Here is a 24,883-nt window from a genome sequence, read left to right as displayed (position 1 = left end):
CCGCTGGCGCAACGTGCGCTTCGCGCGGCGCGACATTCCCACGGTTCGATGCCGTGGCTACTGCACGAACGCGTTGATCGTGAAGTACGGCGACGAGGCGTTCGATTGATCGAGGTATCCGAACACGCCACCCGTGAACACGAGCTTGCCGCTCGGCGAGGACGCGCCCACCTTCGTCGATCGAACGACGCCCGGCACGCTTTGCGCGTAGTCCAGATCGAGCGCGGTCGCGAGCGAGGCCTGGGAGGGTTGATACGGGTCGAGCAGCGTGGCCTGGGTACCGATGAGTGCCGTTGCCCGATAGTTGAACTCGCTGTCCACGCCGATGTACTGCCCGTTTTGCGAGCCGTTGGCGATTGCCGTCTGTGGCGCCAGGATCGAGATGCCCGATTCGTCATCGGCCACGAGCAGGGCTGGGTTCGCATAACCCGTGCGGATCAGGATCGGCACGAGCTGGTTGCGCAGCTTGCCGACGATCATGAAGCCCTTGGCCTGTGGCGTGGCCGCGAGCGTGGCGGTGGCCTGACCTTGGAAATTGTCCGTTTCGAAGGCGCCGCTGCCATCGGACGACTGCGCCCAGTTCGTGCCCGGCTGCTGACATTTGCCGGCATTGACGCCGGTGTTGTCGCACTCGGTCCAGGTGCCGTTCGCGTTGATCGTGATGACCGAGTCGACGGCGACGGGCAGGAAGTTCTGCGACGGTACCTGGTGGTAGCCGAGCTGGTTGTAGACGCCAGCGACTTTGGTCAGGTCGGTTTCGAGCGAAGAGAACCCGATGAACGGATAGTACGGAAACGTCGTATCGGCGATGGCGCCGACGCCCGCCATGCCGTTGTATTGGATCTCCTTGCCGGGAATCGTGCCGCCGAGCACGCCTTCTCCCACGAAGATGCGCGCGGGCCGGCTGGAATCGAGGCTCGCGCCATTGAGGTAGTAGGTGCACTGATTCTGCTTCGTGGTCGGCAGCTTCGTCTCGGCCGTCAGCGTCCCCTCCTGCGTCGTGCCGGCCCGCGTGGGCGTGGCGGTGCCGGTGGTCCGCGGGACCGGCGATTCGACATAGCTGACGCGCCAGGTCATCTTGGTCGTATCGATTTGCATCTTCACGAGTTCGCCGTCGCCGCCACCGCCGGTAAACACGGTGTTGTAATCGAGCGAGGCCGGACAAAGACGCTCGACCACCGCGGCCGGCGAGTTCCCGCCCGAACCGCCGCAGGCGGTGACGATGGGCGCGGCCAGGGCCAGCGCCAGAAGGGCTTTCCAAGTCATGCTGTTCCTCCAGTTTGTCTCGTTTGTCGTTATTGGGCAGCTGGCTCCCTGTCAGCCGCCTCTTCTTTTATCCTGTCTCGAACCGAATGATTCGTTCTCCTGACTAATTGCGCGACATTGCCCGCCTTCAGTCCGGCGCCGAAACGATGCCCGGCGCCGGTGTGCCGCTCAGCGCGCGCCGACGTACGCGCCGATCGAGAAGTAAGGCACCGAACTCGTCGTTTGCCCGACGATTGCGGACGACGGCGAGATGCCGCCGTTTTCCTCGCCCTGAATAACGATGGCGTACAGGCCGCCGGTGGTGGCCGTGGGCGAGAACCCGGTGGCGATTGCGTAGCCGCCGTTGCCGGCGCTGTCCTGCACCGTGAGCAGCCCTTGGTTCGACGCCGGATAGGTGAGCGTGAACGTGCTTTGCGCGGTGCTCGTGGTGGGGTTCACGAACTTGCCCGAGGTGCCCTGCAGGATCGACGCGGTGTACTTGATGTTCGAATCGGCGCCGATGTAGCCGCCATCGATTGCCCCTTGTGCGATGGGGCTCGCGGCGGCGAGCATGGCGATGCCCGATTCGTCGTCGACGCTCAGCGAGCCTGGATTGGCATAGCCGGTGCGCACGACGATGGGCACGATGGCGCCATTGAACTTGCCGAGGACCATGTTCGCGTGGGCGCCGTTGCCGAGTGTGGCGCCGCTCACGATGCGCGGCGGGCTGCTGCTCGTGAAGTAGCTGCCATTGGTGCTTGCGGCCCAGGCGCCGCCCGTCGTCGTGCAACTGCCCGAGCTGACCGTGCAGTTGCCGCTGCCGTCGAAGGTCTCGGTGACATTGGTGCCCACTGCCTGATACGAACTCGTGGGCTTGGTGTGATAGACGAGCGCGTTATAGGTACCGTTGAGATCGGACAAGCTGGTGCTGACCTGAGAGAAGCCGATGAACGGATAGAACTCGAACTTGCGGTCGGGTACGGCGAAGAGGCCCAGGATGCCGGGGTACTGCAACTCGGCGCCGGGGATGCCGCCGCCGGCTACGCCATAGCCCACGAATACCGTGGGCGGATTGTTCGCGTTGAACGTCCCCGTGGTCGAGTAGGCCGATCCGTCGGACGCCGTGCCGCTACCGGGCTGGAGCACGAACGCGCAGCGGTTCTGCTCCGCGCTCGCCAGATCGGTGCGATGGGTGACGGAGCCTGTGATCGTGGTGCCGGCCCGCGTCGGCGTGACCTGGCCCGCAGCCAGCGGCACCGGCGATTCGAGCCACTTGAGCGTGTAGGTCATCGAAGTCGCATCGATCCGGAGGCTCGCGATCTCTCCGCTACCGGCGCCGCCAAGGTACGTGTTCTGCGCGATTTCCGCCTCGGTGGGGCACAACGGCGAGACGGGCGTCGACGTGGGCGGCCCTTGCGTACCGCAACTGCTGCCGGAACATTGCGATGCGCTCGCGGCAGTCGGACTGCCGCCACCGCCTCCACAGGCGGCAATGAACGGGGCGGTGGCGAGCGCCAATACCAAGCCCTTTGCAATGGCGTCTTGCATGCCTTTGTCTCCCTGATCTCGTTATGCGGCGTAATGTCGCCGCGCATTTTGTCCATGTCAATTGATAAAGGTGTCTAAAAAAATTAATTCAAACGATCCGGATCGGGGAAGCGACGGCGTGCTGCGGGATGGCGCCGGAATTGAAACGAAAAATACGTTTCAAGCGAAAGGACGAAATGTACGGTGGGCACGCACGAGGCCACGCTGTACGCCCTGCGGGCAACAGGCGATAATGCGAGGCGTATGCGGGCCGGTTGGGCAATTCGGGCTTGCCCTGGGAGGCCCGGATTGATTCGCTAATTGTCTGCTAATACGGGAATTTGAAAGCATTCGTTACGCAAGTTACGAAATGCTATAAATCTGACGATGGCCTTTCTGCGCGACGATGGAAAAACAAAAGGCAAACAAAAAGCCGGCTGATTCAGCCGGCTTCGATCGATGGGCGGTCATTGCGCGATAGCGCCGGATCCCACTTAGTGGCGCAGCCCTGGCGGCGCGTGACGAGGGGAGCGCTTCAGCGCACGAGCCCGGAGTGTTCCTCGGCACCGATGCTGAGATTCATGCATTGGATCGCGGCACCCGAGGCGCCTTTACCGAGATTGTCGAGCCGTGCGACGGTCACGAAGCGCTCGTTGCTGCCGAACACGAACAGATCGACACGATTCGTCTCGTTGTTGGCCTGCACGTCGAAAAAGCCGCTATCGAGGTTCTCTTCGGCATCGAACGGTGCGACGCGTACGAAAGCTTCACCGGCATAGTACTCGGCGAACACGGCCTGAACGTCGCGTGGCGTGACGCGTTTGGCCAGTTGTTCGGGCGAGAAATAGGTGGTGACGGCCAGACCCTTGAGGAAGTTGCCGACGATCGGGGTGAAGACGGGCGCGGCCCGCAAGCCCCCGTGCATCGTCATTTCGGGAAGGTGCTTGTGGGCGAGCGCGAGCGCATAGGGCCGTGGGCTGGCGAGCTTCGCATCCGGCGGGCTCGCCTCGTAGTCGGCGATCATCTTCTTGCCACCGCCGCTATAGCCCGTGATCGAATACGCGTGAGCCGCGAACTCGGGGCCGACGATGCCGGCTTCGACGAGCGGGCGCATGGCGAGCACGAATGCCGAGGCATGGCACCCGGGCACGGCGATGCGCTTCGATTGGCGCACGCGATCTCGCTGCGTGCGGGTGAGCTCCGGCAGGCCGTATGCCCAATCCGCATGCGTGCGAAAAGCCGTGCTCGCGTCGATGACGACGGTCCGATCGTTCTCCACGAGGCTCGCCGATTCGCGCGACGCGACGTCGGGCAGGCAAAGGAACGTGACATCGGAGGCGTTGATGAGCCGACGGCGCTCTTCGATGTCCTTGCGCCGGGCTTCGTCGATGCGCAGGATTTCGACGTCGGCACGTCGCGACAGGTACTCATAGATCTTCAGACCCGTGGTGCCTTCCTGTCCGTCGACAAAAACTTTGGTGCTCATTTCGATCTCGCTCGTTGCATCGGATGGGGGGCGGCGCAGCTTCGCACCGAAAACCGCCATTTTACGGCTTTCGTGTGACAGAGGCTGCGCGCCGGCGGCCCGATGCTTCCCGAGCGCGGGCGCGCGGCAGCTCAGCGACCGTAGGTGACGGTGATGCTGGCTTTGGCGAGCGCGGTGGTGTTGATCTCGTGATCGAACATGAGCGCGGGCCGCCCCGGTGCGAGGCGCAGATCGTTCGTTCCGAGCGCATAGACCGTCACGACATAGCGATGGGGCTTGCCCGAAGGCGGGCATGGGCCGCCGTAGCCCGGGGCGTCGTAGTCGTTGCGCGCCTCCATGGCATGGATCGATTTCAGATAGCCCGAAGCGCTCGCGTTTTCGGGCAGGCTCGTCACGTTTTTCGGGATACTGGCGACGACCCAGTGCCACCATCCGCGGCCGGGGGCATCGAGGTCGTACACCGTGACGGCGAAGCTCTTCGTCGCGGCGGGGGCGCCGCTCCATTGCAGTTGCGGCGAGCGATTCTGGCCACGGCAGCCTTCCTTGTCGTAGACCTGGGCCGACTGAACAGGCTTGTCTGGCGAGAGGTCCTTGCTCGTCAGGCGGAACTGCGCCTGCGACGAAGCTGGCGAGGCGGCGAGGCCCGCGGTTGCCAGAGCGATAAGGGCGGCTCCGAGCCGCCGACGAAGCGAATACCACACCGATACAGCCACCGAACATGGCCTGGGCATGAGCCGGATCTCCTCGCGAAGCGGCGAGCGCCGCGTACGTTGCGGCAACGATTTCCCGAATCGGTGTCGGGAACCGGAATCGAGTCTAACATTGCAGCTCTTTGACGGACGGTGCTGTCGCGCCGTTCATACGCGCGACGGTGCGGGCGCACGCCGCAGGCAGGCGGCGAAGCGCTCGCCGATCAATTGAACTCGAACGAATAAAGGCATGAACGAGCCCGCGCTGCAGGCGCCCATAGGCGCCACTATCGATGAAAGAGCGAATGGGAGAGCGAATGGGAGAGCGATTCGCGTCGTGATCGCGGACGATCATCCGGTCATCCTGCTCGGAGCACGGCATGCGCTCGCGCAGTTTCGCGACATCGAGGTCGTGGCCGAGGCCCGGCAGTCGACCGATCTCGTCAAAGTACTTGCGAGCGTGCCCTGCGACGTGGTGGTGACCGACCTGGCGATGCCGGGCGGCCGGCACGGCGACGGCTTGCCGCTGATCGGCTATGTGCGCCGGCATTTTCCGGCCCTGGGCGTGGTGGTATTGACGATGATCGAAAACGCGGCGCTGATCCGGCGTTTGGCTGAACTTGGCGCGGCGGGCGTCGTGAGCAAGTCCGACGACCTTGCGCACATCGGGCAGGCCGTTCGCTGCGTGATGCGGGGCCGCTCTTATGCGGGGCCTTCCGTGCGGGCGATTCTCGATGCCGTGCATACCTGTACGCTGGGCCGGCGCGACGAACGGCGCGACGACGTCTCGCTTTCCCCGCGCGAGGTCGAAGTCGTTCGCCTCTTCGTCTCGGGGTTGACGGTGACCGAGATTGCCGAGCGCCTCAATCGCAGCGTGAAGACGGTCAGCTCGCAGAAGACGGCGGCGCTGCGCAAGCTGGGCCTTGAACGCGATTCCGAGCTTTTCCAGTATGCGCAGAGCGCGGGGCTTGCGAATCTGTCGTCGGCGCAGCCCGGAGGCTGACGGCTTACAGAGGACGAAGAGGCCGAAGAGGACGAAAAAAAGCCGCCCGTTGCCGTTCGGCAGGAGGGGCGGCTTGCCGGCAGCCGGCGTGCGCCGGTTCGGGTGTCCGAGTGCGGCTTATTGCGGTGCGGCGGTGGCGCCACCGTGCGCGGCCGACCACTCAGCCGGCGCGTGCAGGAATTTCTCGACCTCGTCGAGCGTCTTCGTATCGAAGTAGCCCGATGCCTTGGCGACGCGCAGCACATCCCACCAGGTGGCGAGCGCGTGCAGATCGACGTCGATGTCTTTCAGCACCGAGACGCTTTCCTTGAAGATGTTGTAGTGAAAGAGCACGAAGCAGTGGTTCACGCGTGCGCCGGCGGTGCGCAGCGCGTTGACGAAGTTGATCTTGCTGCGGCTGTCCGTCGTGAGGTCTTCCACGAGCAGCACACGCGAGCCTTCCTCGAGAAAGCCCTCGATCTGCGCGTTGCGGCCGAAACCCTTCGGCTTTTTGCGCACGTATTGCATCGGCAGCATCATGCGATCGGCGATCCACGCGGCGAACGGGATGCCGGCCGTTTCGCCGCCCGCCACCGCGTCGATCTGCTCATAGCCGACGTCGCGCAGGATCGTCGTCTCGGCCATCTCCATCAGCGCGCGGCGCACGCGCGGATAGGAGATCAGCTTGCGGCAGTCGATGTAGACCGGGCTCGCCCAGCCCGACGTGAAAATGAAGGGCTTATCGGCGTTGAAGTGCACCGCCTGCACTTCGAGCAGGATTTTGGCGGTCGTATCGGAGATCGTTTGGCGATCGAAGCCTGTCATGGGGCAAATCCTTGGGGGTAGGGGGCTGTGCACCGGGCGAGAGCGCCCGATCGCTGCCGTCGAAGCTCGTGCCGGCGCATCGGGTGCGCCGAAAGGCCCGTTATTTTACCCGAGTTGGGAGTGAGGGCAGCCAAAGACGGGAGAGGCGGGGGGGCTCCCTGGCCGCGTCCATTGCCGCGCGGTGGCTACAACGAGGAAATCAACCGCGCCCCGCATTCGGTTGGATCGTTATGGAAGGCGACGGCCTTGCCGTGATGGGTGCGCGTGCTGTTCTCCGGGACGATGCGGAACTGGCCTTTGCATTGCGGGCACCACGTCATGTCGCCTTCCAGCGCGATCGGGATGCCCATTGCGTTCATATCGTCGCTCGCGGTGATGACTTCGCCGCCGTGGGTCGTTTTGTCGTGCAGACGGATGACGCCGCGTCCGTTTTCGTCTTTCATGGCTGTGGAGTTCCCTGGTGTGTCGGTGACATCGGCGGCGTCGTTCGGCATCGCGATGCACGGCGGCGCTTGCTATCCCTGGAGCCCCGATACGGTTTCCGCGGTGGCATGAGTCCGCAAGATCGCCAAGCATTGCTGCTGCTCGGTGGACCGCATCTCGGCAAACGGAAGCTTTATCCGGCGCGGCTTGGCGTTCGGCGCGTCGTTGTGGCGCCGGTAACGGATCGTCAAGGTGAACCGCCCGCGGTCTGCGCGGATGATGTCTCGATAGAAGACCTGAGTGTGCTGGACTTCGAAATGTTCTTCAAAAAACTTGGCGCGCGTCGTCATGCTTAGGCGTATCAGTGCGCCCAGCGGTACGACGAACGGCAAGATGAAAGAACTGAAGCTGAAAAACGGATTGGATTGCACAGCCCAAACGAAAGTAACGGGAATGGCAACCAGCGTCAGGACAAAGGCCGGCATTGCGAACCGGCTGCCGCGCACGGTTAGCAAAGGCGATTGCTGAGAGGTCTGATGTAGCGGACTCATGGTTTATCGAAAAATCAGAGAGGTGGCCGGCGCGGTGCACCTTAGCCGTGCGGCGATGGTAAAGCGCTCTGCTTCGCCTGGAGCGCTTCCCTGTCGTTTTCAGGCGTTTCTCAGTGGCCATCGCGCGGCGTGAGCGGTTGGGTTGTCGAACCACGCCGCAGTGTTCACTCGGCCGTCTCACCGTAACGAGATTGTATGAGTCGTCCGCGCGGCCTCGGGCGGCTTCCCTTCTCGAGTCAATCGGATTTGAATCGTGCGTGAACTTCGTCGGCTGTGGCACCACGCACGGTTATGCGGTCGTCATCTTTGCTTGCGAGAGGTTCGCCTGACGAAGGGCTGATGAAATAGCCGATCGGACCTTTGAGTCGGCCGTAGTTCAATGCTGCTACGCAACCACGCAATCGTTTCGATCGGTCATAGCCGACTTCTCGTATCTCGCTTAGGAGTGGCGTGTCTACCAGCGCCGCCGTACGCTCATCGTCGGACGAACTCGAGATCACGCGTGATTTCGTTATTAGCTGCATTACGGTTGTCTCTACGCTGGCCGATTGACATGCCGGCACCGCGTCTGGACCGAAGACATACCAGATCATTCCCACGGCGGCCGCGCCCACACCAACAAAAGCCCAATTCCGACGCTTGTTACTTCTTCGCATGTCTTCGTCGGCATTAGAGCAGGCAGCGTTATAAAATTCCGAATCGACGGCCTCCAAGATGTGCAGCCGTTGCAGGGCGCGCGCCTCCTTGGACGGCCTCTGCGCGAATTCTTCAAGAGTCGCCCGAGTAATCGCCTCGAATTCGTCTCGTGACAGGAGTCCGCTATCGAGCAGCCAGACCATCGCCGCGGCGGGGCCGCCAATAGCGGGGACGCGGTCGGGAGTCTCGAAATCAGGGCTGTCAGGTGTACGTCCCTTGGCTGACTCATAGAGTTCGTCGTCAATGAGACGCAAGCCCCACAGCGTGTTGAGAGAGATGGCGTTGTGGCTTGGTTGTGCTGTCATTGGGGATAAGCTCTTCCGAGCCGCTTATTACTGCATTCGTGTTAAGTTGGGCGGGCGTTCGTCAAGACGCGTGCCGCGGTCATGATGCCGCCTATCGGTGACGACTTCGCAACCGTGTGTCCTGTTGTCATGCGGGCGACTCGCGCCACAGCTGTGCTCATCATTCATCGCGCTGGCTCGACTGCGCGGTGTGTGATGCTGCTCGGGCTCTTGAGCCACTTCATGGCGTGCAGTGATGCAGGTTGCGGGCACGATCGGTTCCTTTACGTTGTCAGGGCGCCCGCGTCATCAAAACGTTGCTTGGACAGGGTGGCGAGTGCGTTTGACTGAGGGGTTCTTCAGCCACTCCGCTGCATGCAAGCGGCCATCGGGTTCACCGTTCCACCCTTCGACCCTGCCTTTGGGATCGTTCGGATAGTCGCCGCGCTGCTGAGCGAGGACTGTCTCTCCCCATCCAACCGGGGTACCCTTGCTGGGTTCTGCATATGGGTCCTCTGCTTCGAGCATCGATTGCTTTTCGATAGATTCTGGCCAGATCGGCGCTCGGCATGTGGCATTTGCCAGAATACGCGACACCGTGAAGACGAGAATGAATGGCATCGTGATGATGCGCCACGCGATGGGCGCGCGCAGGCCCATGCCATACAATGAGAACAAGAACGACTCCCGAGGTGTTTCGCGCTCGGTATGAAAGAGCATCGGCTTCGGAAGAGTCGCGGGGCCGTCGTTCATGTACTTGCACCAGTAGTTCCATTGTGCGAGAGCTAACTCCACTTCCGATGCACCAGTCCATTCGCGGCCGATCGAGAATACCCTTGTTACATTATTTTTCTGATCAACAGTATAGTGACGGATGTGATAGACCGTGTTGAACTGGGTTACTTCTTTGTGCAGACAGAAAATCGATTCCGTATTCCAGGGTGCTTCCCATACGGGATCGCCATCGCCGGGTTTGGCGAAGAACCTACGGCTACGGATTGCGTATACGGTTCCTGCATTGCGATGGAAGCGGATGGGGCGGAAGCGCAAACCGAAGAATAGGCCCTGGCCTAGCTTGAATACAACTGCCCCAAAAATAACTACAGCTAGAATGGCGAGGCAGTCCATTAAGAAATCGCCAGATGAGCCGTTGGCGTGCGTGAAGCCGTAAATGTAGGGGCCCATCCCCATAAAGATGGCGGCGAGAATGACTCCTGTGGCAAACCATTGCTTTTCGAGAAACGATGGTTCGGTTACATCCATGTAAGTCGAATTTATTTTGAACACGGTCCCAGTATCCCACATGTCTGGCCCGACAGGCCGATCGATCGGTAGGCGATGTGCTAGATCCCACGCCGGCACGGGATAACCGACACATTTCTTTATGAGTCTCTCGTCCATTAGTTAATCCCTGCGGCTGATTGGAATGCTTTAAGTTCGGCGGTTAGTGAATCGTATTGGTCGCCATTGCTGAATTTGCATTTGGATACCCAGTCCTTGAGTTGCGATGCCTTGTACATTGCGATAGCGATGCCAACCAAGATGGACGCAATTAGGGTGGGCCAAAAGAACGGGATTGCGCCGAAGAATGCAGACACTGAAACGTACGCGCCAAGAATCCCGCTCGCCACATACAACCTTGCCAAACCCTTGTCGTTGTTTGCCCACGCCTCCGGCGCGTTTTTGAGCAAGTCATAGCCGGCAAGCACGAGTCCCGCAATAGAGCCCAGCGCACGGCCACCATACTTCCCAATTTTGGAATAGCGTTCGGCGTTCGTCCACTGTTTTGTCATGAAGGCCGACAATGGGTGATTCGGTGCCTTGGCAATTGTCTCGGCTGCAGTTTCGACAACGTTTCCGATCACCGATGCAATACATGCGGTGAACTTCATTACATTTTCTCGTTTGTTGAATTGATCGCTACTCGAGAGATCTTTTGTCGCGAACGCAAGCGTCGCCATTTGAAAGATCGCCGTTGCGATACCCAGGTTGAACTCTTGGGATGAACCAAGCCACCTTTTAGCAGCGTCCACGCCTGGAACCTTAATGGCCTTGACCTCGCTCGCATCGAGTTTGCCTGACTGTACCAGCGCATCTGTATCAAGTTCATACATGAGGACGTTCGGATCGGATGGGGGCGCCGCCTTGATGACCTCCTTGCTGACGCGCGTGGCCGTCGCGCGTTGTTCGGTCCGATCGCCGTCGAGTTCTAGGCCCAGCGATCGACCCTGATCGAGTAGCCAGTTTCTAAGTGCCACCTTCGAGACTTGTGCCGGCTTTATTCGAACCCCGGCATGCAGTGACAAACGGATCGTGACGTAACCGATTGCTGTGCCTCGCGCTCCTTTCGTGAGCACATTGACGATGTGATTCGCGGTGGTAACGACGAGTCGATCGCGTAGTTTCGCCGAATTACCGAGTTTTTCGAGCTGCTGAAGCGCTCCCTTATAGATGTTCAGAAAGTTCTCGTACTGAATATCGGAGCCATGAACCTGAGCGTCGGCTGCTTTCATCAGGTCATCGTGATTGAACATCAGGGCTCGTGCATACATATTCCGAATATCGGCGGTCTTGCTATTGAGCCAATCATCGAGCACTTTTTTGCAGGCGTCGGTGCCGACTGCCGCGCCGATCGCTTGTGCACACGACTCGCTGTATGCATACCCGCTCCGAAGGTCTTTCGTGTCGTGGTTACCGGCCATCCAGTGGGCGAGCAGTTCCGATTTCAACCAGTCGGCATGGGCTTGTACGAGGGGCTGCCACTTAGGTTTGAAGGCGGTGAGCGTCTGCTCATACTCATGTGGAAAGCGTTTCAACGCTGCTTCATCAATGATGCTTACCCGAATGCCATCAGGACCGACTTTGGTAGACGCATCTTGCCACGCCTCGTCACTGGCTTTCGCTTGCGCGGCTGGGATGTTGGAAATCTTCTCGTCCTCGTCCTTGAGCGCTTTGTCAAGGCTACCCATCTGGACAGCTTTCCAGGCGGTTCGAAAAAAACCGACGATGTCGCCACTGGGTTCGACTGGAACGCGTGCCTGAGAGTTGAAGGCGTTGACGTCATTGATCGTCTTCGACAGGCCGTAACTGAGGCCGGTCATGCCCTCCGCATTTGCTCGAATCCCAGCCTCCGCGCGTTCCAGCAACTGCGCCGACATCCATTTCCAATAGATCTGCTCGTCAAACCCATTGTTTACGTTGGGTACAGTCAGCTCCGCGAGATCGTTTGCCACACCAACCGGATCGTTAACTGCAACAACGAACCCCTTCCTATGAGGCGTCTGCGCCATCGCCTGACCGATCCGGTCCGCAAGGTTTCGCTGCCGGCTTTCCTCGCGGGTGGGCGTATTGCTGAACTCGAACGCGTCTTTCAGCGCTCGATCATCCATCGAAAAGTGAGCTACGTTCTTCTTGCTTGCCTCGAACTCGCCGGTATGCGGAGCATCGCCCGCCATCAGCGCTTTGATATCGATGCACTGCATATGCTGAGCCCGCCACAGGGGGCCGCCTTTGGCATCGAGCGCTTTTTCGACGAGGCCCTTCGTCCACATGACGTTCGACCAGCCGATCCACAGATTCGTCGCCTCATCCACCCCGGGCGTATGTTCGACGTCGATGCACCGGCCGAGCGACATGAACTTCAAATCCCCCTGGCTCGCACACCCGGAGGCCAATTGATTTACCGCACCTTCGTCCGCCGGGGGCCGCGCGCCCGGCGGAAAATTCCACAGAAGGCCGTTTTCCAGCACCATATAGGCACGCAAGCGCCGACGCTTCTCGTCGTACGTGTAGAGATAGCCCGCGCGCAGGGCGCGCAATGTCATCTTCGCCGTACCTGCCGATTGCGGCGCACGGCCGTCGATAATGAAATTGCCGGTCAGCCCGGGCGCTTTGGCAGCGCCACGCGGGCAAGCAATCGCATACCGAACCGGGTAGAACAGTAGCGATTTCCGATCGCAGAGGGAGCAGGTTGCGGACACGATCTGTTCCTTTACGTTGTCAGGGCGCTGGGCGCCTTTTTGACGGCATCGAAGCCATCTGCCGTGAGTTGGTTGAGCGCATCGGCCCAGCCCAGTTCCCGCCGAACAAGTGCAGGCCACGCCTCCAGCAGGCCAGGGTGGTCTTCGAAGGTCCGACCGTACCGCACGCAATGCCACGCATAGTCGACGAGCACGTCTATGCCCCCGGGCAGCCCGCCTCGGCGTTCGGCTTCACAAAAGATCCGGTCCATTTCCGCCGGCAGGTGCACAGCCTCTTCGGCCGCCATCGCCGGCAGCCGCTCCGCGACTCGCGCGGCGGCTTCGCTGCGATTGATGCGTGGCCATTGCTCGGGACGCGGCCAGGCGGAGGTATCCCGATCGGCGTCATTCGGCACTGCGCGCAGATTGGGAATACTCCAGTGGTGCCCCGCCCACGCGAACTGCCATTGCTTTATCGGGCCGTGAAGCGCGGCACGCTGTGCAGGGTCGAAGACTGCCAGCGTCAGGCTCAGCACTCGAGGATCGTAGTGGCGCCAGAAAACGGGTTGACCGTCTTCACCCGGGCCGACGAGATGCTGTGCGATATGCGCTGCGATTTCATCGCCATCCGCGTCGCTGTCGAACCGGGCACAGATCACCGGCGGACTCTCGCGCGCCGCCTCTCTGCGCCACGCCTCCGAAGCCTTGGCGCGCGCGTCCGGTTCGAGCGCTGCCAAGTCGACGAGCCGCGGCATCAGTTCTTCCCGATGGGCAAGCACTCGCGGCGTGCACGCACGCATTGGCAGCGTTTGCAGAAACGGCTCGTGACCGATCGTCGCCGGCTCGATCAGCAAAAAGCCGTGTTCGAGCGGTGACGAAAGTTCAGGGGCGGCTTGTAGCAGCAGTGGCGTGCTCATGCGATCGAAAAAGTTTACGAGAGGGCAACCGACGCAGCGCCGGTCTGTGCCGCCGAGCTGGATAGCGACTCGCAAAGATCGGCACCCGGAAAACTCGCCGGCACGCTTTGCGGGCCCATCGTGTTGTGATTGCCGGCATGAATGACGTTCTCGCCGGGCGTGAACCCTTTGATGCCTTCAGCGCTAATGACCAATTCGCTGTTGCCGGCGTTCAGCCTGATGCCTTGCTTCGCCGTCAGCGTGATCCAATCGGTCGTGCTGATGATCGCGACGACCTTCTTCGCCAATAGCTCCAGGTCATCGTTTTGCGCCTGCACCTGCACCTTGCCGCTGGCGGCGATCAGCTTCATGCCCATCCGATGCACGAATACCGAGAACTTCTCCGACACGCTCGCCAGGAGCGATTTCCCCGCCACTAGCGAAACATGCTCGCCCGAGGTCACCGCCACATGTTGGCCGCCCGTCACATGCGCGCTGGCTGGCGTCGTCATCTCCACGCCCGCCGCACCCGCCAGCAGCAGATGCGCCTCGTTCAGTTCGGGGAAGGTGCCGTCACCGCTCGCCCCGCCCGTACCCTTGATACCGTCCACCTGGGATCGCAGCGCATCGGCCACGCCGCTCTGGTCCGCACCGCTATCCTGCGCCTCGTGCTTGTGCGCAAGCTTGGCCAACTGCCCATGCAGCGTCTGCGCCTTGGTGAGCCGCGTGGCCGGCTCGCTCACGTCGGAGATATGCCCTTTGGCCTGCGGCCGCACCTCCGTGCTCACGAGCAGGCCCCGACCGGAGCGAATTGCGCCCACCTCGTCCGTGCGCAACTCGAACCCCTCGCCTCGTGCGTCCTGTCGCCCCTGCCAATTCTCGATGCGCGTGATGCTGCCCAGCGAGAGTTGGCTGTTGCCATGGTCGCTTCGCATCTGCGCTTGAATCGCCCCCGCCGTGTCGTCCAGCAGCACGTGATTGCTGCGTCCGGACGCCGCATTACCGTCGGCCCCCGTGACCTCGCGGCTGCGAATGCCGGTGATCATGCGCTGCTGCGGGAGTTGCCACCCCGCGAGGTTCTGGGCGTTGGTCGTACGCGCGATGATGATGGGACGATCCGGGTTCCCATCCAGCCAGTGAACCAGAACCTCCGAGCCGATGCGCGGCAGGGCGACCATGCCTTGACTGCCGCCGGCCCAACCGCTGGCCACGCGTACCCACGTGCTGTACTTGCCCTCCCGGTCCCAGTGAAATCGCACCAGACAGCGGCCGTATTCATCCGTGAAGATGCTCTCGCCCGATGGCCCCACCACCGTGGCCGTTTGCGGTGCGAGGATGCGCGTGTGCACGCAGTTGTAGCCGAGCGCCGGCCGCCACCGCGTGGTGCGGCTTACACAGGTGAACTCGTTATGATAGGTTGCCGCCGCATCCACGCCCTGCAGGTAGTTGTTCGAGGCAACGTGGCGCACCGAGACGATCAGATATTCATCGTCCTGCCGCGAGCGGCCGAGCCCCAGACCGAAGTGGTCGGTGAGGCGAAACCAGCGCCCGGGCAGCACGAATCGGTTGTTGCCCTGGCCCGCATACTGGCGGGCCGACGCCGCAATGGCCTCCATGCGGCGGCCCGCTAGCGCCTGGCCGTCGCGCACGTTGCGGTAGCCGTAGGCGCCCGTGTATTCGTACCACTCGAGCTTGCGCGTGCCGTCCCAGCCGTCGAGGTGTGCGTCTGCCACGCCGAGGTCGGTATTCGCCGCGATGCCGGGGTTCTTGAAATCGGCGCGCGAAAGCGCGGTATGCGTGGGCACGGCCTGCTGAACCGGCGACCACGACGCGATACCGTCGGCTTCCTGCGAGCCGGCCTCGCTCTGAAAGCGGATCTCGGGCGAACTGCCGTCGATGGCCGGCTCGGCGCAGCTTGGATCGAACACGACGAGCTTGTGCCCATCCGCCGTATGTTCATACCGGTAAGCGAATCCGGCGTGCTCCCAGCGGCGGTGGACGTAGTTGTGATCGTCCTCCTCGAACTGGCAGGCCATCGTCATCGACGGGTCGTCTTCCCGCACCTGCCATTCCCAGGCGGGCAGCGTGCCGTAGTCCTGAAAGAGCGTGGCGCTCTGGGCGCGCACGCTCTGGTTGAGCAGAATGCGGCTGTTCTTGCGCAGCTTCAGATAGCGCAGCCATGGGCCGACCACGGCTTCGTACGAGGCGATACCGCCGTCGGTCTTGACGAGACGAAACAGGAAGATATAACCGTTGATATAGCGCAGGCTGCCATCGGCGCGTACCAACTGAGCCGTAAGCCGTTTGCCGACGAAGTCTTTCGGATCCAGCCGGGCGTTGTCGGAAAGGATTTCGAGCGCGAATTCGAAATCCCGTGACAGAAATTCCTCGCCCACGAGGCCATTGAGCAGCAGAACGTCGTGGGGCGCGTCATTGTCCGGAAAGCTCAGGCGCAGCAGGCGATTGCGCTGCCGGCCCGACGTGATGGCCAACGCGAGCGATTGAATGTCCCGTGCGGTGATCGGCATGGCCCCTCGGCAATTCTTGGATTTTCTTGAACGCGGGATTTTACCGGCTCCTGCTTCTCAAAACAAAATTAAAACGATTTCATCGACGGGAATGGAAAAATTTACGAATTCGGCAATCGAATTCTTTAATTCGGTAATTGTTGCGTTTCCGCCGGGAGCGAGATACTTGCGGCGAGGGCAGAGGCGGCTTAGACGATAGGTGCGCTCCCCGCAACAGGTTCGCCGCGTCGAATGACCCAGCCGTTATTTGCGGAAGCCACGATCAGCTTTACAAAGCTGGTTTCCGGCGCATAGGGGGTGAAGAATCGCTCCATTACGGACGCGAAGGTTGCGATGCTGGTCGACGCGAACGCGCTGTCATCCACAGTAAGCGTGATTTCGAGACCCCGCACGAAGATCGGCTGAGGTTGCATCACGATCCATTCCATTATCGGCTTGCATGCAAGATGCATGATTCCTTCGATATGGGGCGAGTGGGTGGCGGAAAGGGCTGCGAATTGGCGAAACAGACTTTTCAGTGCGGCGAGCCCTTCGAGACTGAGGTTGACTGCGTGCGGCGTCTGTTGGGAGATGAGGCGCCAGAGCGCGCCGTCGCCACGTGGCAGCCGCGCGACGGGTGTGGGCGGTCGTAGAAGTGCGATGCGGCCGACGAGCGGATTGCCCTCCATTTGCAGATCGCCGCCGGGTGCGCCGACAGGTAGAGAACGCGGCACATCGCCGTTCGAGCAGGTAGCGTCGACGGACAATGCCAGGATGCCGGCGTTGGATTCGCGCCCGTTCAGATCGACGAGCGTGAGCGACGCGGGCCGAGTCTTCTCCGGCGACTCGGGGATCCGCCACTGCATGAACGTCCACCAAGGGCCGGCAAGCCCGGGAGAGCTTCCGTGCGCGAGCGACGTGAAGGGCGGCACACGCCGGCCATCGTCCGTGCGCACGAGATCGAGCGCCCAGACCTCGGTGAGCGCGCCACTCGTATGGGTGACCTCGATGGGCCATGCCCCGGTCGCGTTGTCGTACTTGAGCGGTACGTTCGCGAGTGGAAACAGGTTGACCACCGGCGTGCAGAACAGTTGCAGATTCTCTGCGGATACCGGAGCGAGCCGCTGTGCGGCCCAGGAGTCGCGATGAACATCCGCTATGGCCAGGTGCAATGTCAATTGTGCGCTCGGCTCGCCTGCCGCGACGATTGCCGCCAAATCGATATCAACGAAATGGAAACGGTCTGCAAATGAGAAATATTCGGCCAGCAGTTCGGACGGCGGCAAGTGACGGTTGCGCCATTCGAGAAGACTTTCGCGCGGGCCGAAGCCGGCTGCCTTGATCGGCACGGCTTGCAATGGTGTCCAGCGGCCCGTGCCGTCCTCGACGAATGCCATCGCGCTGCGCAGCAGCATCGTATCGGTGAGCGATGCCACGGTTTCGCTCGTACCGGCGAGATGTACGCGCAATACGGGCAGGGCGGTACTATCCAGCCGCTTGCCGGCCTGTGACGAGCTGAATGTGATGGAAAGGAGGCCGCTCGTATCTGGCGGTAACGAAATATGGCTCGGCGCGGTAGGCGTATGTGCGTACTTCGCCGCCGAGATCCGCAACGGGGCCAGCACGACGTCGTACACGGTGCGGAAGCTGCATTTGCCGACGTTGGAAAGCAGTTCCGTTCCGCGGTCGATGACGGCGGGCGCGGTTTGGCTGTCGAACTGACTGGACGTGCCGAACCGCGCGATCGCGCACGAGGGAAACGGCCGCAGGTATAGCGGGTTCAGCGTTCCGAGCAGCGCCTCGGTGAACTCCGGGTAGTCGTCGCCTAACTTGGCGCTGATGCGCGCAGCCAAAAACGCGAACGATTGCAAAAGCCGCTCGACATGCGGGTCTTCGGAATGCTCGCCGACGATCGACAGCCGCACGGCCGCTCTCGGATAGCGGTCTGCGAACGCCCGTAGCGAGCGGCGCAACAGGGCGAGTTCCTTTTCGTAGTGATAACGCAGCGTGTCGTCTTCGGTCATCGGCTGAATCTGAAAAAATAGCGGGCCTTCGCCGTGCGATAGCGAAGAGTCGCGCGGCCGGGGCGCGACTGCTTTGGCGGTTCTCCCGTTCCACACAACCCATCGCGAGAGCCGCGTTCAATGGTGGACGCTCGCAGAAGTGGGTGGCGAAGTTCGCGAAATTACACGCCGATACCCGTCGATTCAGGCGGCACCTGAACATTTCGGACTGTTTTCGACATGGCCCTCGGTTCATCTGATTTTCTGATAGGACGATTCTAGCGGCTTCGCTATATCAAAAAGCCAGCCGGGGCGATTACATTTTCTTGCCCGAAAATCCACTGGTCCAACGCGCAATCGCTGGTGCAGCCGGTACTGCCGATTAATTCAGCGGTGCGTCAGCGCAATCGCCGACGCCGCGTTACCGGCACCCCCCGCACCCTCTGCCAAACGGTCAGCGCCCTTTTTTACCCGCGGGCAACATCGACCGCGGGTGTACACTAGCACCCCCGAAAAACGCTCTGGCGCGGCCACCGGCCGTAGCGCGGCTGCACCCCGCACGCACCGCCGCCATCGAGCACGCCGGCCCGAATTCATTACGTCTCGCAGGTCAAAACATGGACGAACAACTGAAGCAAAGCGCCCTCTCGTACCACCAGAATCCGAAGCCCGGCAAGATCTCGGTCACGCCGACGAAGCCGCTGTCGAACCAGCTCGATCTCTCGCTCGCGTACTCGCCCGGTGTGGCGGCGGCGTGCGAGGCGATCCACGCCGATCCGCTCGACGCGCAAAAGTACACGTCGCGCGGCAACCTCGTCGGCGTCATCACGAACGGCACCGCCGTGCTGGGCCTGGGCAACATCGGCCCGCTCGCGGCCAAGCCGGTGATGGAAGGCAAGGGCTGCCTCTTCAAGAAGTTCGCCGGCATCGATGTCTTCGACATCGAACTCTCGGAATCGGATCCGGACAAGCTCGTCGAAGCCATCGCCATGCTGGAGCCGACGCTCGGCGGTATCAACCTCGAGGACATCAAGGCGCCCGAGTGCTTCTACATCGAGCAGAAGCTGCGCGAGCGCATGAAGATTCCCGTCTTCCACGACGACCAACACGGTACGGCGATCATCGCGTCGGCCGCCATCCTGAACGGCCTCAAGGTCGTGGGCAAGGATCTCGCGCGCGTGAAGCTCGTCTGCTCGGGCGCGGGCGCCGCGGCCATCGCCTGTCTCGATCTGCTCGTGAAGCTCGGTCTGACGAAGGAAAACATCCTCGTTGCCGATTCGAAGGGCGTCATCTACGAAGGCCGCGGCAACCTCGATCCCTCGAAGGCCCGCTACGCCGCCAGGACCGAAGCGCGCACGCTCGACGACGCCATCGAAGCCGCCGACGTTTTCCTCGGCTGCTCGAGCGCCGGCGTGCTGAAGCCGGAAATGGTCAAGAAGATGGGCGAGAGGCCCCTCATCCTCGCGCTGGCCAATCCGGAGCCCGAGATCCGCCCCGAAGACGCCAAGGCCGCGCGCCCCGACGCCATCATCGCCACGGGCCGCTCGGACTATCCGAACCAGGTCAACAACGTCCTTTGTTTCCCGTTCATCTTCCGCGGCGCGCTCGATGTCGGCGCGACGACGATCACCGAGGAAATGAAGCTTGCCTGCGTACGCGCGATCGCCGAACTCGCGGAGGAAACCGATCAGGGCGATGAAGTCGCGAAGGCCTATGAGGGCCATTCGCTCGAATTCGGCCCCGAGTACCTGATTCCGAAGCCGTTCGATCCGCGCCTCATCATCAAGATCGCACCGGCCGTCGCGCAGGCGGCGATGGATTCGGGTGTGGCCACGCGGCCGATCCAGGACATGGACGCCTACCGCGAGCAGCTCGGCACCACGGTCTACCGCACCGGTATGGTGATGCGCCCCGTCTTTGCCACGGCCAAGACGAAGGCCGCGCGCATCGTGTTCGCGGAAGGCGAGGACGAGCGTGTGTTGCGTGCCGCGCAATTCGTGCTGACCGAGAAGATCGCTCGCCCGATCATCATCGGGCGGCCGGCCGTCGTCGAAATGCGCCTGAAGAAGATGGGCTCGAAGCTCAAATGCGGCGTCGACTTCGAAATCGTCAATCCCGAGGACGATCCGCGCTATCAGCAATCGTGGCAGGCGTATCACGAGATCGGCGCCCGCGAAGGCGTCACGCCCGAGGTGGCGAAGGCGGCGATGCGCAAGTTCAACACGCTGATCGGCGCGATCCTCGTTCACCTCGGCGATGCGGACGGCATGATCTGCGGCCTCATCGACACCTATCACAGCCACCTCAAGTTCATCGACCAGGTGCTCGGGCGCGCCGTGCACGCCGAACACTATGCGGCCATGAACCTGCTGATGCTGCCGGGCCGCAACCTTTTCATCTGCGATACCTACGTGAACGAAGTGCCGAGCGCCGAGCAGCTCGCCGATATGGCGATCCTCGCCTCGCGCGAAATCGAGCGTTTCGGCATCGTGCCGAAGGTCGCGCTGCTCTCGAACTCGAATTTCGGCAGCACGCCGTCGGCATCGTCGCAGCGCATGGCGGCTGCGCGCCGCCTGATTGCCGAACGCGCCCCGCATCTCGAGGTCGATGGCGAAATGCACGGCGATGCCGCGCTGTCGGAAGCGATCCGCAAGCAGGCGTTCCCGGGCACGACGCTGTCAGGCGAGGCGAACCTGTTGCTGATGCCGAACGTCGAGGCGGCCAACATCACCTACAACCTGCTGAAGATGATCGGCGGCGAAGGGGTGACGGTCGGTCCGTTCCTGCTCGGCGCCGCCAAGCCCGTGCACATCCTCACGCCGGCCGCCACGGTGCGCCGCATCATCAACATGACGGCCGTTGCCGCGGCCAACGTCGTGCGCGCGCAATAAGCGCAATAAGCATCTGTAAGCGCTCAAAGCTTCGCCGCAGCGCAAAGTAAAGGCGGCTGCCCGTTCGTTCGGTGCAGCCGCCTTTTTCTTTTGGCTGGCGTTGGAGGGCCGCAGTGGCCCGTCCCGCCTTTTTCGCTTCGTCGGCCTCCTACGCCGCGTGCCGCGCCGTGCCGCCGCCGCCCGACTGGCGCCATTTGGCGAGCAGGTCGCTCCACTTGGCCCGTACGGCCCGCAGGTTGTGCTCCTTCACGTGGCCGAAGCCGCGAATGCCGTCCGGCAGGTTGGCGAGTTCGATCGCGAGCGGCAGATTGTCTGCCTTCACCCCCGCCACCAGTTCGCGCACGAGCGCTTCGTACTCGCCGATCAACGCACGCTCGGTGCGGCGCTCTTCGGTCTTGCCGAACGGATCCAACGCCGAGCCGCGCAGGAACTTCACCTTTGCGAGCAGCTTGAACGCCGAAAGCATCCACGGTCCATACTGCTTCTTCACGAGATGGCCGTTTGCGTCCTTCTTGGCGAAAAGCGGCGGCGCGAGATGGAAGTGGAGCTTCCATTCGCCTTCGAACTGCGCTCCGAGCCGTGCCAGGAAGGCCGGATCCGTTTGCAGGCGGGCGACCTCGTACTCGTCCTTGTACGCCATGAGCTTGTGCAGGTTGCGCGCAACCGCTTCGGTCAGCGGCTCCTGTGCGGCATCGCCCTGTGCCAGGGCCCGCTCGGCCGCGCGCACCTGCGAGACGAGGGCTTCGTAGCGCCCCGCATAGGCCGCGTTCTGGTACGCGGCGAGGTGCTCCATGCGCTTGCCGATCAGCGCATCGACGGCCTTCTTCGTATGCAGCGCGATGACGGTGGCGCGGTTCTCTGAGGCGCTGCTGCCGCCCTCGGCGGCACGCTTCACGCTCGCAGGATCGTGCGCGGCACGCCGCCCCCACTCGAACGCGGCGAGGTTTTTTTCCACCTGCACGCCGTTCAGCTCGATCGCACGCACGAGCGAGCGGTGCGCAAGCGGCAGCCAGCCGCGCTGCCAAGCGTAGCCCAGCACGAACGGGTTCGTATAGATCGCGTCGCCAAGCAGCGCGACGGCGTAGTGATTCGCATCGACGAGTTCGACGCCGTCGCCTGCTGCTGCGCGCACGTCGTTTTCCGTGCTCGAGCCGGGGAAGGTCCAGTTGGGATTGCGGATGAAATCGGCCGTGGGCGTCTTCGAACTGTTGACGACGACGCGCGTATGCCCGAACTGCATGCGCGACGTGCACTCGTCACTGGCGGTCACGATCGCATCGCAGCCGATGACGAGGTCCGCCTCGCCCATGGCGATGCGCGTGGCGTGGATGTCGCCCGGCGCATTGGCGATCTGCACGTGGCTCATCACGGCACCGCCCTTTTGCGCGAGCCCGGTTACGTCGAGTACGGTCACGCCCTTTTGTTCGAGATGCGCGGCCATGCCGACGAGCGCGCCGATCGTCACGACACCGGTGCCGCCCACGCCTGTGACGAGCACGCCATAGGGGCGCGCAATGGCTGGCAGCGCCGGCTCGGGAATGGGCGGTAGCCCGTCGCTGGCCTTGGCATCGAGCGGCTTCGGCTTGCGTAGTTGCCCGCCCTCGACGGTGACGAAGCTCGGGCAGAAGCCCTTCAGGCACGAAAAGTCCTTGTTGCAGCTGGACTGATTGATCTGCCGCTTCGTGCCGAACTCGGTTTCGAGCGGCTCGACCGACAGGCAGTTCGACTGCACGGAGCAATCGCCGCAGCCTTCGCAAACGGCCTCGTTGATGACGACGCGCCGCGCCGGGTCGGGGAATTCGCCTTTCTTGCGGCGCCGGCGCTTCTCGGTCGCGCAGGTCTGGTCGTAGATCAGGATCGTCGTGCCGGTAATCTCGCGCAACTCGCGCTGCACGGCATCGAGCGTATCGCGGTGATGGATCGTGACGCCGGGCGCCAGTTCATTGGAGCCGTCGTACTTGTGCGGCTCGTCGGTCACGATGACGATCTTCGTCGCACCTTCGGCCGCGAGCTGATGCGTGATCTGCGGCACGCTCAGCACGCCGTCCACCGGCTGGCCGCCCGTCATCGCCACCGCGTCGTTATAGAGGATCTTGTAGGTGATGTTCACCTTCGAGGCGATCGCGGCCCGAATCGCCAGCAGGCCCGAGTGGAAATAGGTGCCGTCGCCGAGGTTCGCGAACACGTGGCGGTCGTTCGTGAACGGCGCCTGGCCTGTCCAGGCCACGCCTTCTCCGCCCATCTGGCTGAACGTGCTCGTATTGCGGTCCATCCAGACCGTCATGTAATGGCAGCCGATGCCGGCCATGGCGCGCGAGCCCTCGGGCACGTTGGTCGACGTGTTGTGCGGGCAGCCCGAGCAGAACCAGGGCTTGCGCTCGACCGCGACGCGCGGCTTTGCCAGCGCTTTCTCTTTCGCGTCGATCACGGCGATACGAGCCGCGATGTGCGCGCGCACGTCCGAGGGCAGGTCGAATTTCTCGAGCCGCGTGGCGATGGCCTTGGCGATGAGCGCAGGCGAGAGTTCGTAATGCGCGGGCAGCAACCAGTTGCCCATCGGCACGGACCACTCGCCACCCGCGCCGTCCTTTTCGTCGAACTTGCCGAATACGCGCGGGCGCTGACCGTCGGGCCAGTTGTACAGCTCTTCCTTGATCGCGTATTCGAGGATCTGGCGTTTTTCCTCGACGACGAGAATTTCCTGCAAGCCGCGCGCGAACGCCTGCGCGCCCTGGGCTTCCAGCGGCCAGACGCAGCCCACCTTGTAGAGGCGGATGCCGATGCGCGCGCAGGTGTCGTCGTCGAGCCCGAGGTCGACGAGCGCCTGGCGTACGTCGAGATAGGCTTTGCCGCCCGTGATGATGCCGAAGCGCGCTTCGGGCGAATCGATCTCGATGCGGTCGAGCTTGTTGGCGCGCACATAGGCGAGCGCCGCGTACCACTTGTAATCGAGCAGCCGCGCCTCCTGCACGAGCGGCGGATCGGGCCAGCGGATGTTGAGCCCGCCGTCGGGCATGATGAAATCGGTCGGCAGCACGATCTGCGTGCGGTGCGGATCGATATCGACAGAGGCCGACGATTCGACCACGTCGGTCACGCACTTCATCGCCACCCAAAGGCCCGAGTAACGGCTCATTGCCCAACCGTGCAGGCCGAAGTCGAGATACTCCTGCACGTTCGAGGGGAAGAGCACCGGCAACCCGCAGGCCTTGAAGATGTGCTCGGACTGATGCGCGAGCGTGGAGGACTTGCAGGCATGATCGTCGCCGGCCAGCACGAGCACCCCGCCGTGGCGCGAGGAACCGGCCGAATTGCCGTGCTTGAGAACGTCGGCCGAGCGGTCCACGCCGGGACCCTTGCCGTACCACATCGAGAAAACGCCGTCGTACCTGGCGCTCGGGTAGAGATTGACCTGCTGCGTGCCCCAGACGGCCGTGGCGGCGAGATCTTCGTTGACGCCGGGCTGAAAGACGACGCGATGCGCCGCGAGGTGCTTCTTGGCTTTCCAGAGGGCGAGGTCGAGACCGCCGAGCGGCGAACCCCGGTAGCCGGACACGAAGCCGGCCGTATTCAGTTCTTGCGCCTGATCGCGCGCCTGCTGCAGCATCGGCAGCCGGACCAGTGCCTGAATGCCGCTCATATAGGCGCGGCCGCGTTCAAGCGTGTATTTATCGTCGAGCGTGACGGAAGACAAGGCGGCTTCGAGCGAAGCACGCTGACCAGCGTCTAGCGGGGCATTCATTGGGGGACTCCTCCAACCCTGTTTGGGATCACCAAAACATTGCTGGCGTCGGCGTCTTATGGACGCGTCCGCCTTGGCTTGCCATATTGACTGTTTTTTTGGGATGGTAGCACTGGTAAAAACCCGCCGCAGGCTGTCAAAAATCGCGGGAAATCAACGCGAAAGCCGCCCGTCGGC

General features: G+C 62.5%; 16 protein-coding genes. 2 read left to right on the top strand and 14 right to left on the bottom strand.

Features of this window, described 5'->3' with window-relative positions; all coding sequences use genetic code 11:
• Positions 1–57: 57 nt before the first annotated feature.
• The 4 genes from U0034_RS08405 to U0034_RS08390 all read right to left on the bottom strand — a co-directional run bounded on the left by U0034_RS08405 (position 58) and on the right by U0034_RS08390 (position 4,989).
• Positions 58–1,266, bottom strand: coding sequence for a DUF2957 domain-containing protein (locus U0034_RS08405; RefSeq protein WP_085228696.1), 1,209 nt, complete (start codon positions 1,264–1,266; stop codon positions 58–60).
• A gap of 168 nt (positions 1,267–1,434) precedes the next feature.
• Complete coding sequence (locus U0034_RS08400; RefSeq protein ID WP_085228697.1) at positions 1,435–2,793, bottom strand: DUF2957 domain-containing protein; 1,359 nt, start codon at positions 2,791–2,793, stop codon at positions 1,435–1,437.
• 514 nt (positions 2,794–3,307) lie between these two features.
• Complete coding sequence (gene argC, locus U0034_RS08395) at positions 3,308–4,258, bottom strand: N-acetyl-gamma-glutamyl-phosphate reductase (RefSeq protein ID WP_085228744.1); 951 nt, start codon at positions 4,256–4,258, stop codon at positions 3,308–3,310.
• Positions 4,259–4,389: 131 nt separating this feature from the next.
• Positions 4,390–4,989 (bottom strand): YbhB/YbcL family Raf kinase inhibitor-like protein, encoded by a 600-nt coding sequence (locus U0034_RS08390; protein WP_085228745.1) that lies wholly within the window; start codon positions 4,987–4,989, stop codon positions 4,390–4,392.
• Positions 4,990–5,197: 208 nt separating this feature from the next.
• On the opposite strand from U0034_RS08390, the gene U0034_RS08385 reads away from it, so the two are divergent.
• The gene (locus U0034_RS08385) at positions 5,198–5,950 is read left to right on the top strand and encodes a response regulator (protein ID WP_085228698.1); all 753 of its coding nucleotides are present in this window, start codon (positions 5,198–5,200) and stop codon (positions 5,948–5,950) included.
• 117 nt (positions 5,951–6,067) lie between these two features.
• Here U0034_RS08385 and U0034_RS08380 read toward each other — a convergent pair whose 3' ends face one another.
• The 9 genes from U0034_RS08380 to tssF all read right to left on the bottom strand — a co-directional run bounded on the left by U0034_RS08380 (position 6,068) and on the right by tssF (position 18,094).
• Positions 6,068–6,754, bottom strand: a complete 687-nt coding sequence (locus tag U0034_RS08380) for an orotate phosphoribosyltransferase (protein WP_085228699.1) — start codon at positions 6,752–6,754, stop codon at positions 6,068–6,070.
• Between the two features lie 185 nt (positions 6,755–6,939).
• Entirely contained in the window at positions 6,940–7,197 is a 258-nt protein-coding gene (locus U0034_RS08375) for a PAAR domain-containing protein (protein WP_085228746.1), read from the bottom strand.
• Positions 7,198–7,269: 72 nt separating this feature from the next.
• Entirely contained in the window at positions 7,270–7,728 is a 459-nt protein-coding gene (locus U0034_RS08370) for a hypothetical protein (RefSeq protein WP_139831178.1), read from the bottom strand.
• Positions 7,729–7,964: 236 nt separating this feature from the next.
• Positions 7,965–8,729, bottom strand: coding sequence for a hypothetical protein (locus tag U0034_RS08365; RefSeq protein ID WP_085228701.1), 765 nt, complete (start codon positions 8,727–8,729; stop codon positions 7,965–7,967).
• Positions 8,730–9,017: 288 nt separating this feature from the next.
• A complete protein-coding gene (locus tag U0034_RS08360) occupies positions 9,018–9,971 on the bottom strand; it encodes a DUF6708 domain-containing protein (protein WP_244951874.1) in 954 nt (317 codons plus the stop codon).
• 137 nt (positions 9,972–10,108) lie between these two features.
• Complete coding sequence (locus U0034_RS08355) at positions 10,109–12,688, bottom strand: T6SS effector BTH_I2691 family protein (RefSeq protein WP_233211862.1); 2,580 nt, start codon at positions 12,686–12,688, stop codon at positions 10,109–10,111.
• Positions 12,689–12,699: 11 nt separating this feature from the next.
• A complete protein-coding gene (locus U0034_RS08350; protein ID WP_233211861.1) occupies positions 12,700–13,422 on the bottom strand; it encodes a DUF4123 domain-containing protein in 723 nt (240 codons plus the stop codon).
• Between the two features lie 176 nt (positions 13,423–13,598).
• Positions 13,599–16,091: a type VI secretion system Vgr family protein gene (locus U0034_RS08345; protein ID WP_085228704.1), complete on the bottom strand. Its 2,493-nt coding sequence runs from the start codon at positions 16,089–16,091 to the stop codon at positions 13,599–13,601.
• Between the two features lie 188 nt (positions 16,092–16,279).
• Positions 16,280–18,094 carry a type VI secretion system baseplate subunit TssF gene (gene tssF / locus U0034_RS08340; RefSeq protein ID WP_085228705.1) on the bottom strand — a complete coding sequence of 605 codons (1,815 nt, stop codon included), beginning with the start codon at positions 18,092–18,094 and terminating at the stop codon, positions 16,280–16,282.
• Positions 18,095–18,690: 596 nt separating this feature from the next.
• On the opposite strand from tssF, the gene U0034_RS08335 reads away from it, so the two are divergent.
• Entirely contained in the window at positions 18,691–20,964 is a 2,274-nt protein-coding gene (locus tag U0034_RS08335; protein WP_085228706.1) for an NADP-dependent malic enzyme, read from the top strand.
• A gap of 148 nt (positions 20,965–21,112) precedes the next feature.
• On the opposite strand, the gene U0034_RS08330 is transcribed toward U0034_RS08335, so the two are convergent.
• Positions 21,113–24,706 (bottom strand): indolepyruvate ferredoxin oxidoreductase family protein, encoded by a 3,594-nt coding sequence (locus U0034_RS08330; RefSeq protein ID WP_085228707.1) that lies wholly within the window; start codon positions 24,704–24,706, stop codon positions 21,113–21,115.
• Between the last annotated feature and the right edge of the window lie 177 nt (positions 24,707–24,883).

The sequence above is a fragment of the Trinickia caryophylli genome (assembly GCF_034424545.1).
Lineage (GTDB): Bacteria > Pseudomonadota > Gammaproteobacteria > Burkholderiales > Burkholderiaceae > Trinickia > Trinickia caryophylli.
This window is presented reverse-complemented; position numbering and strand designations above follow the sequence as displayed.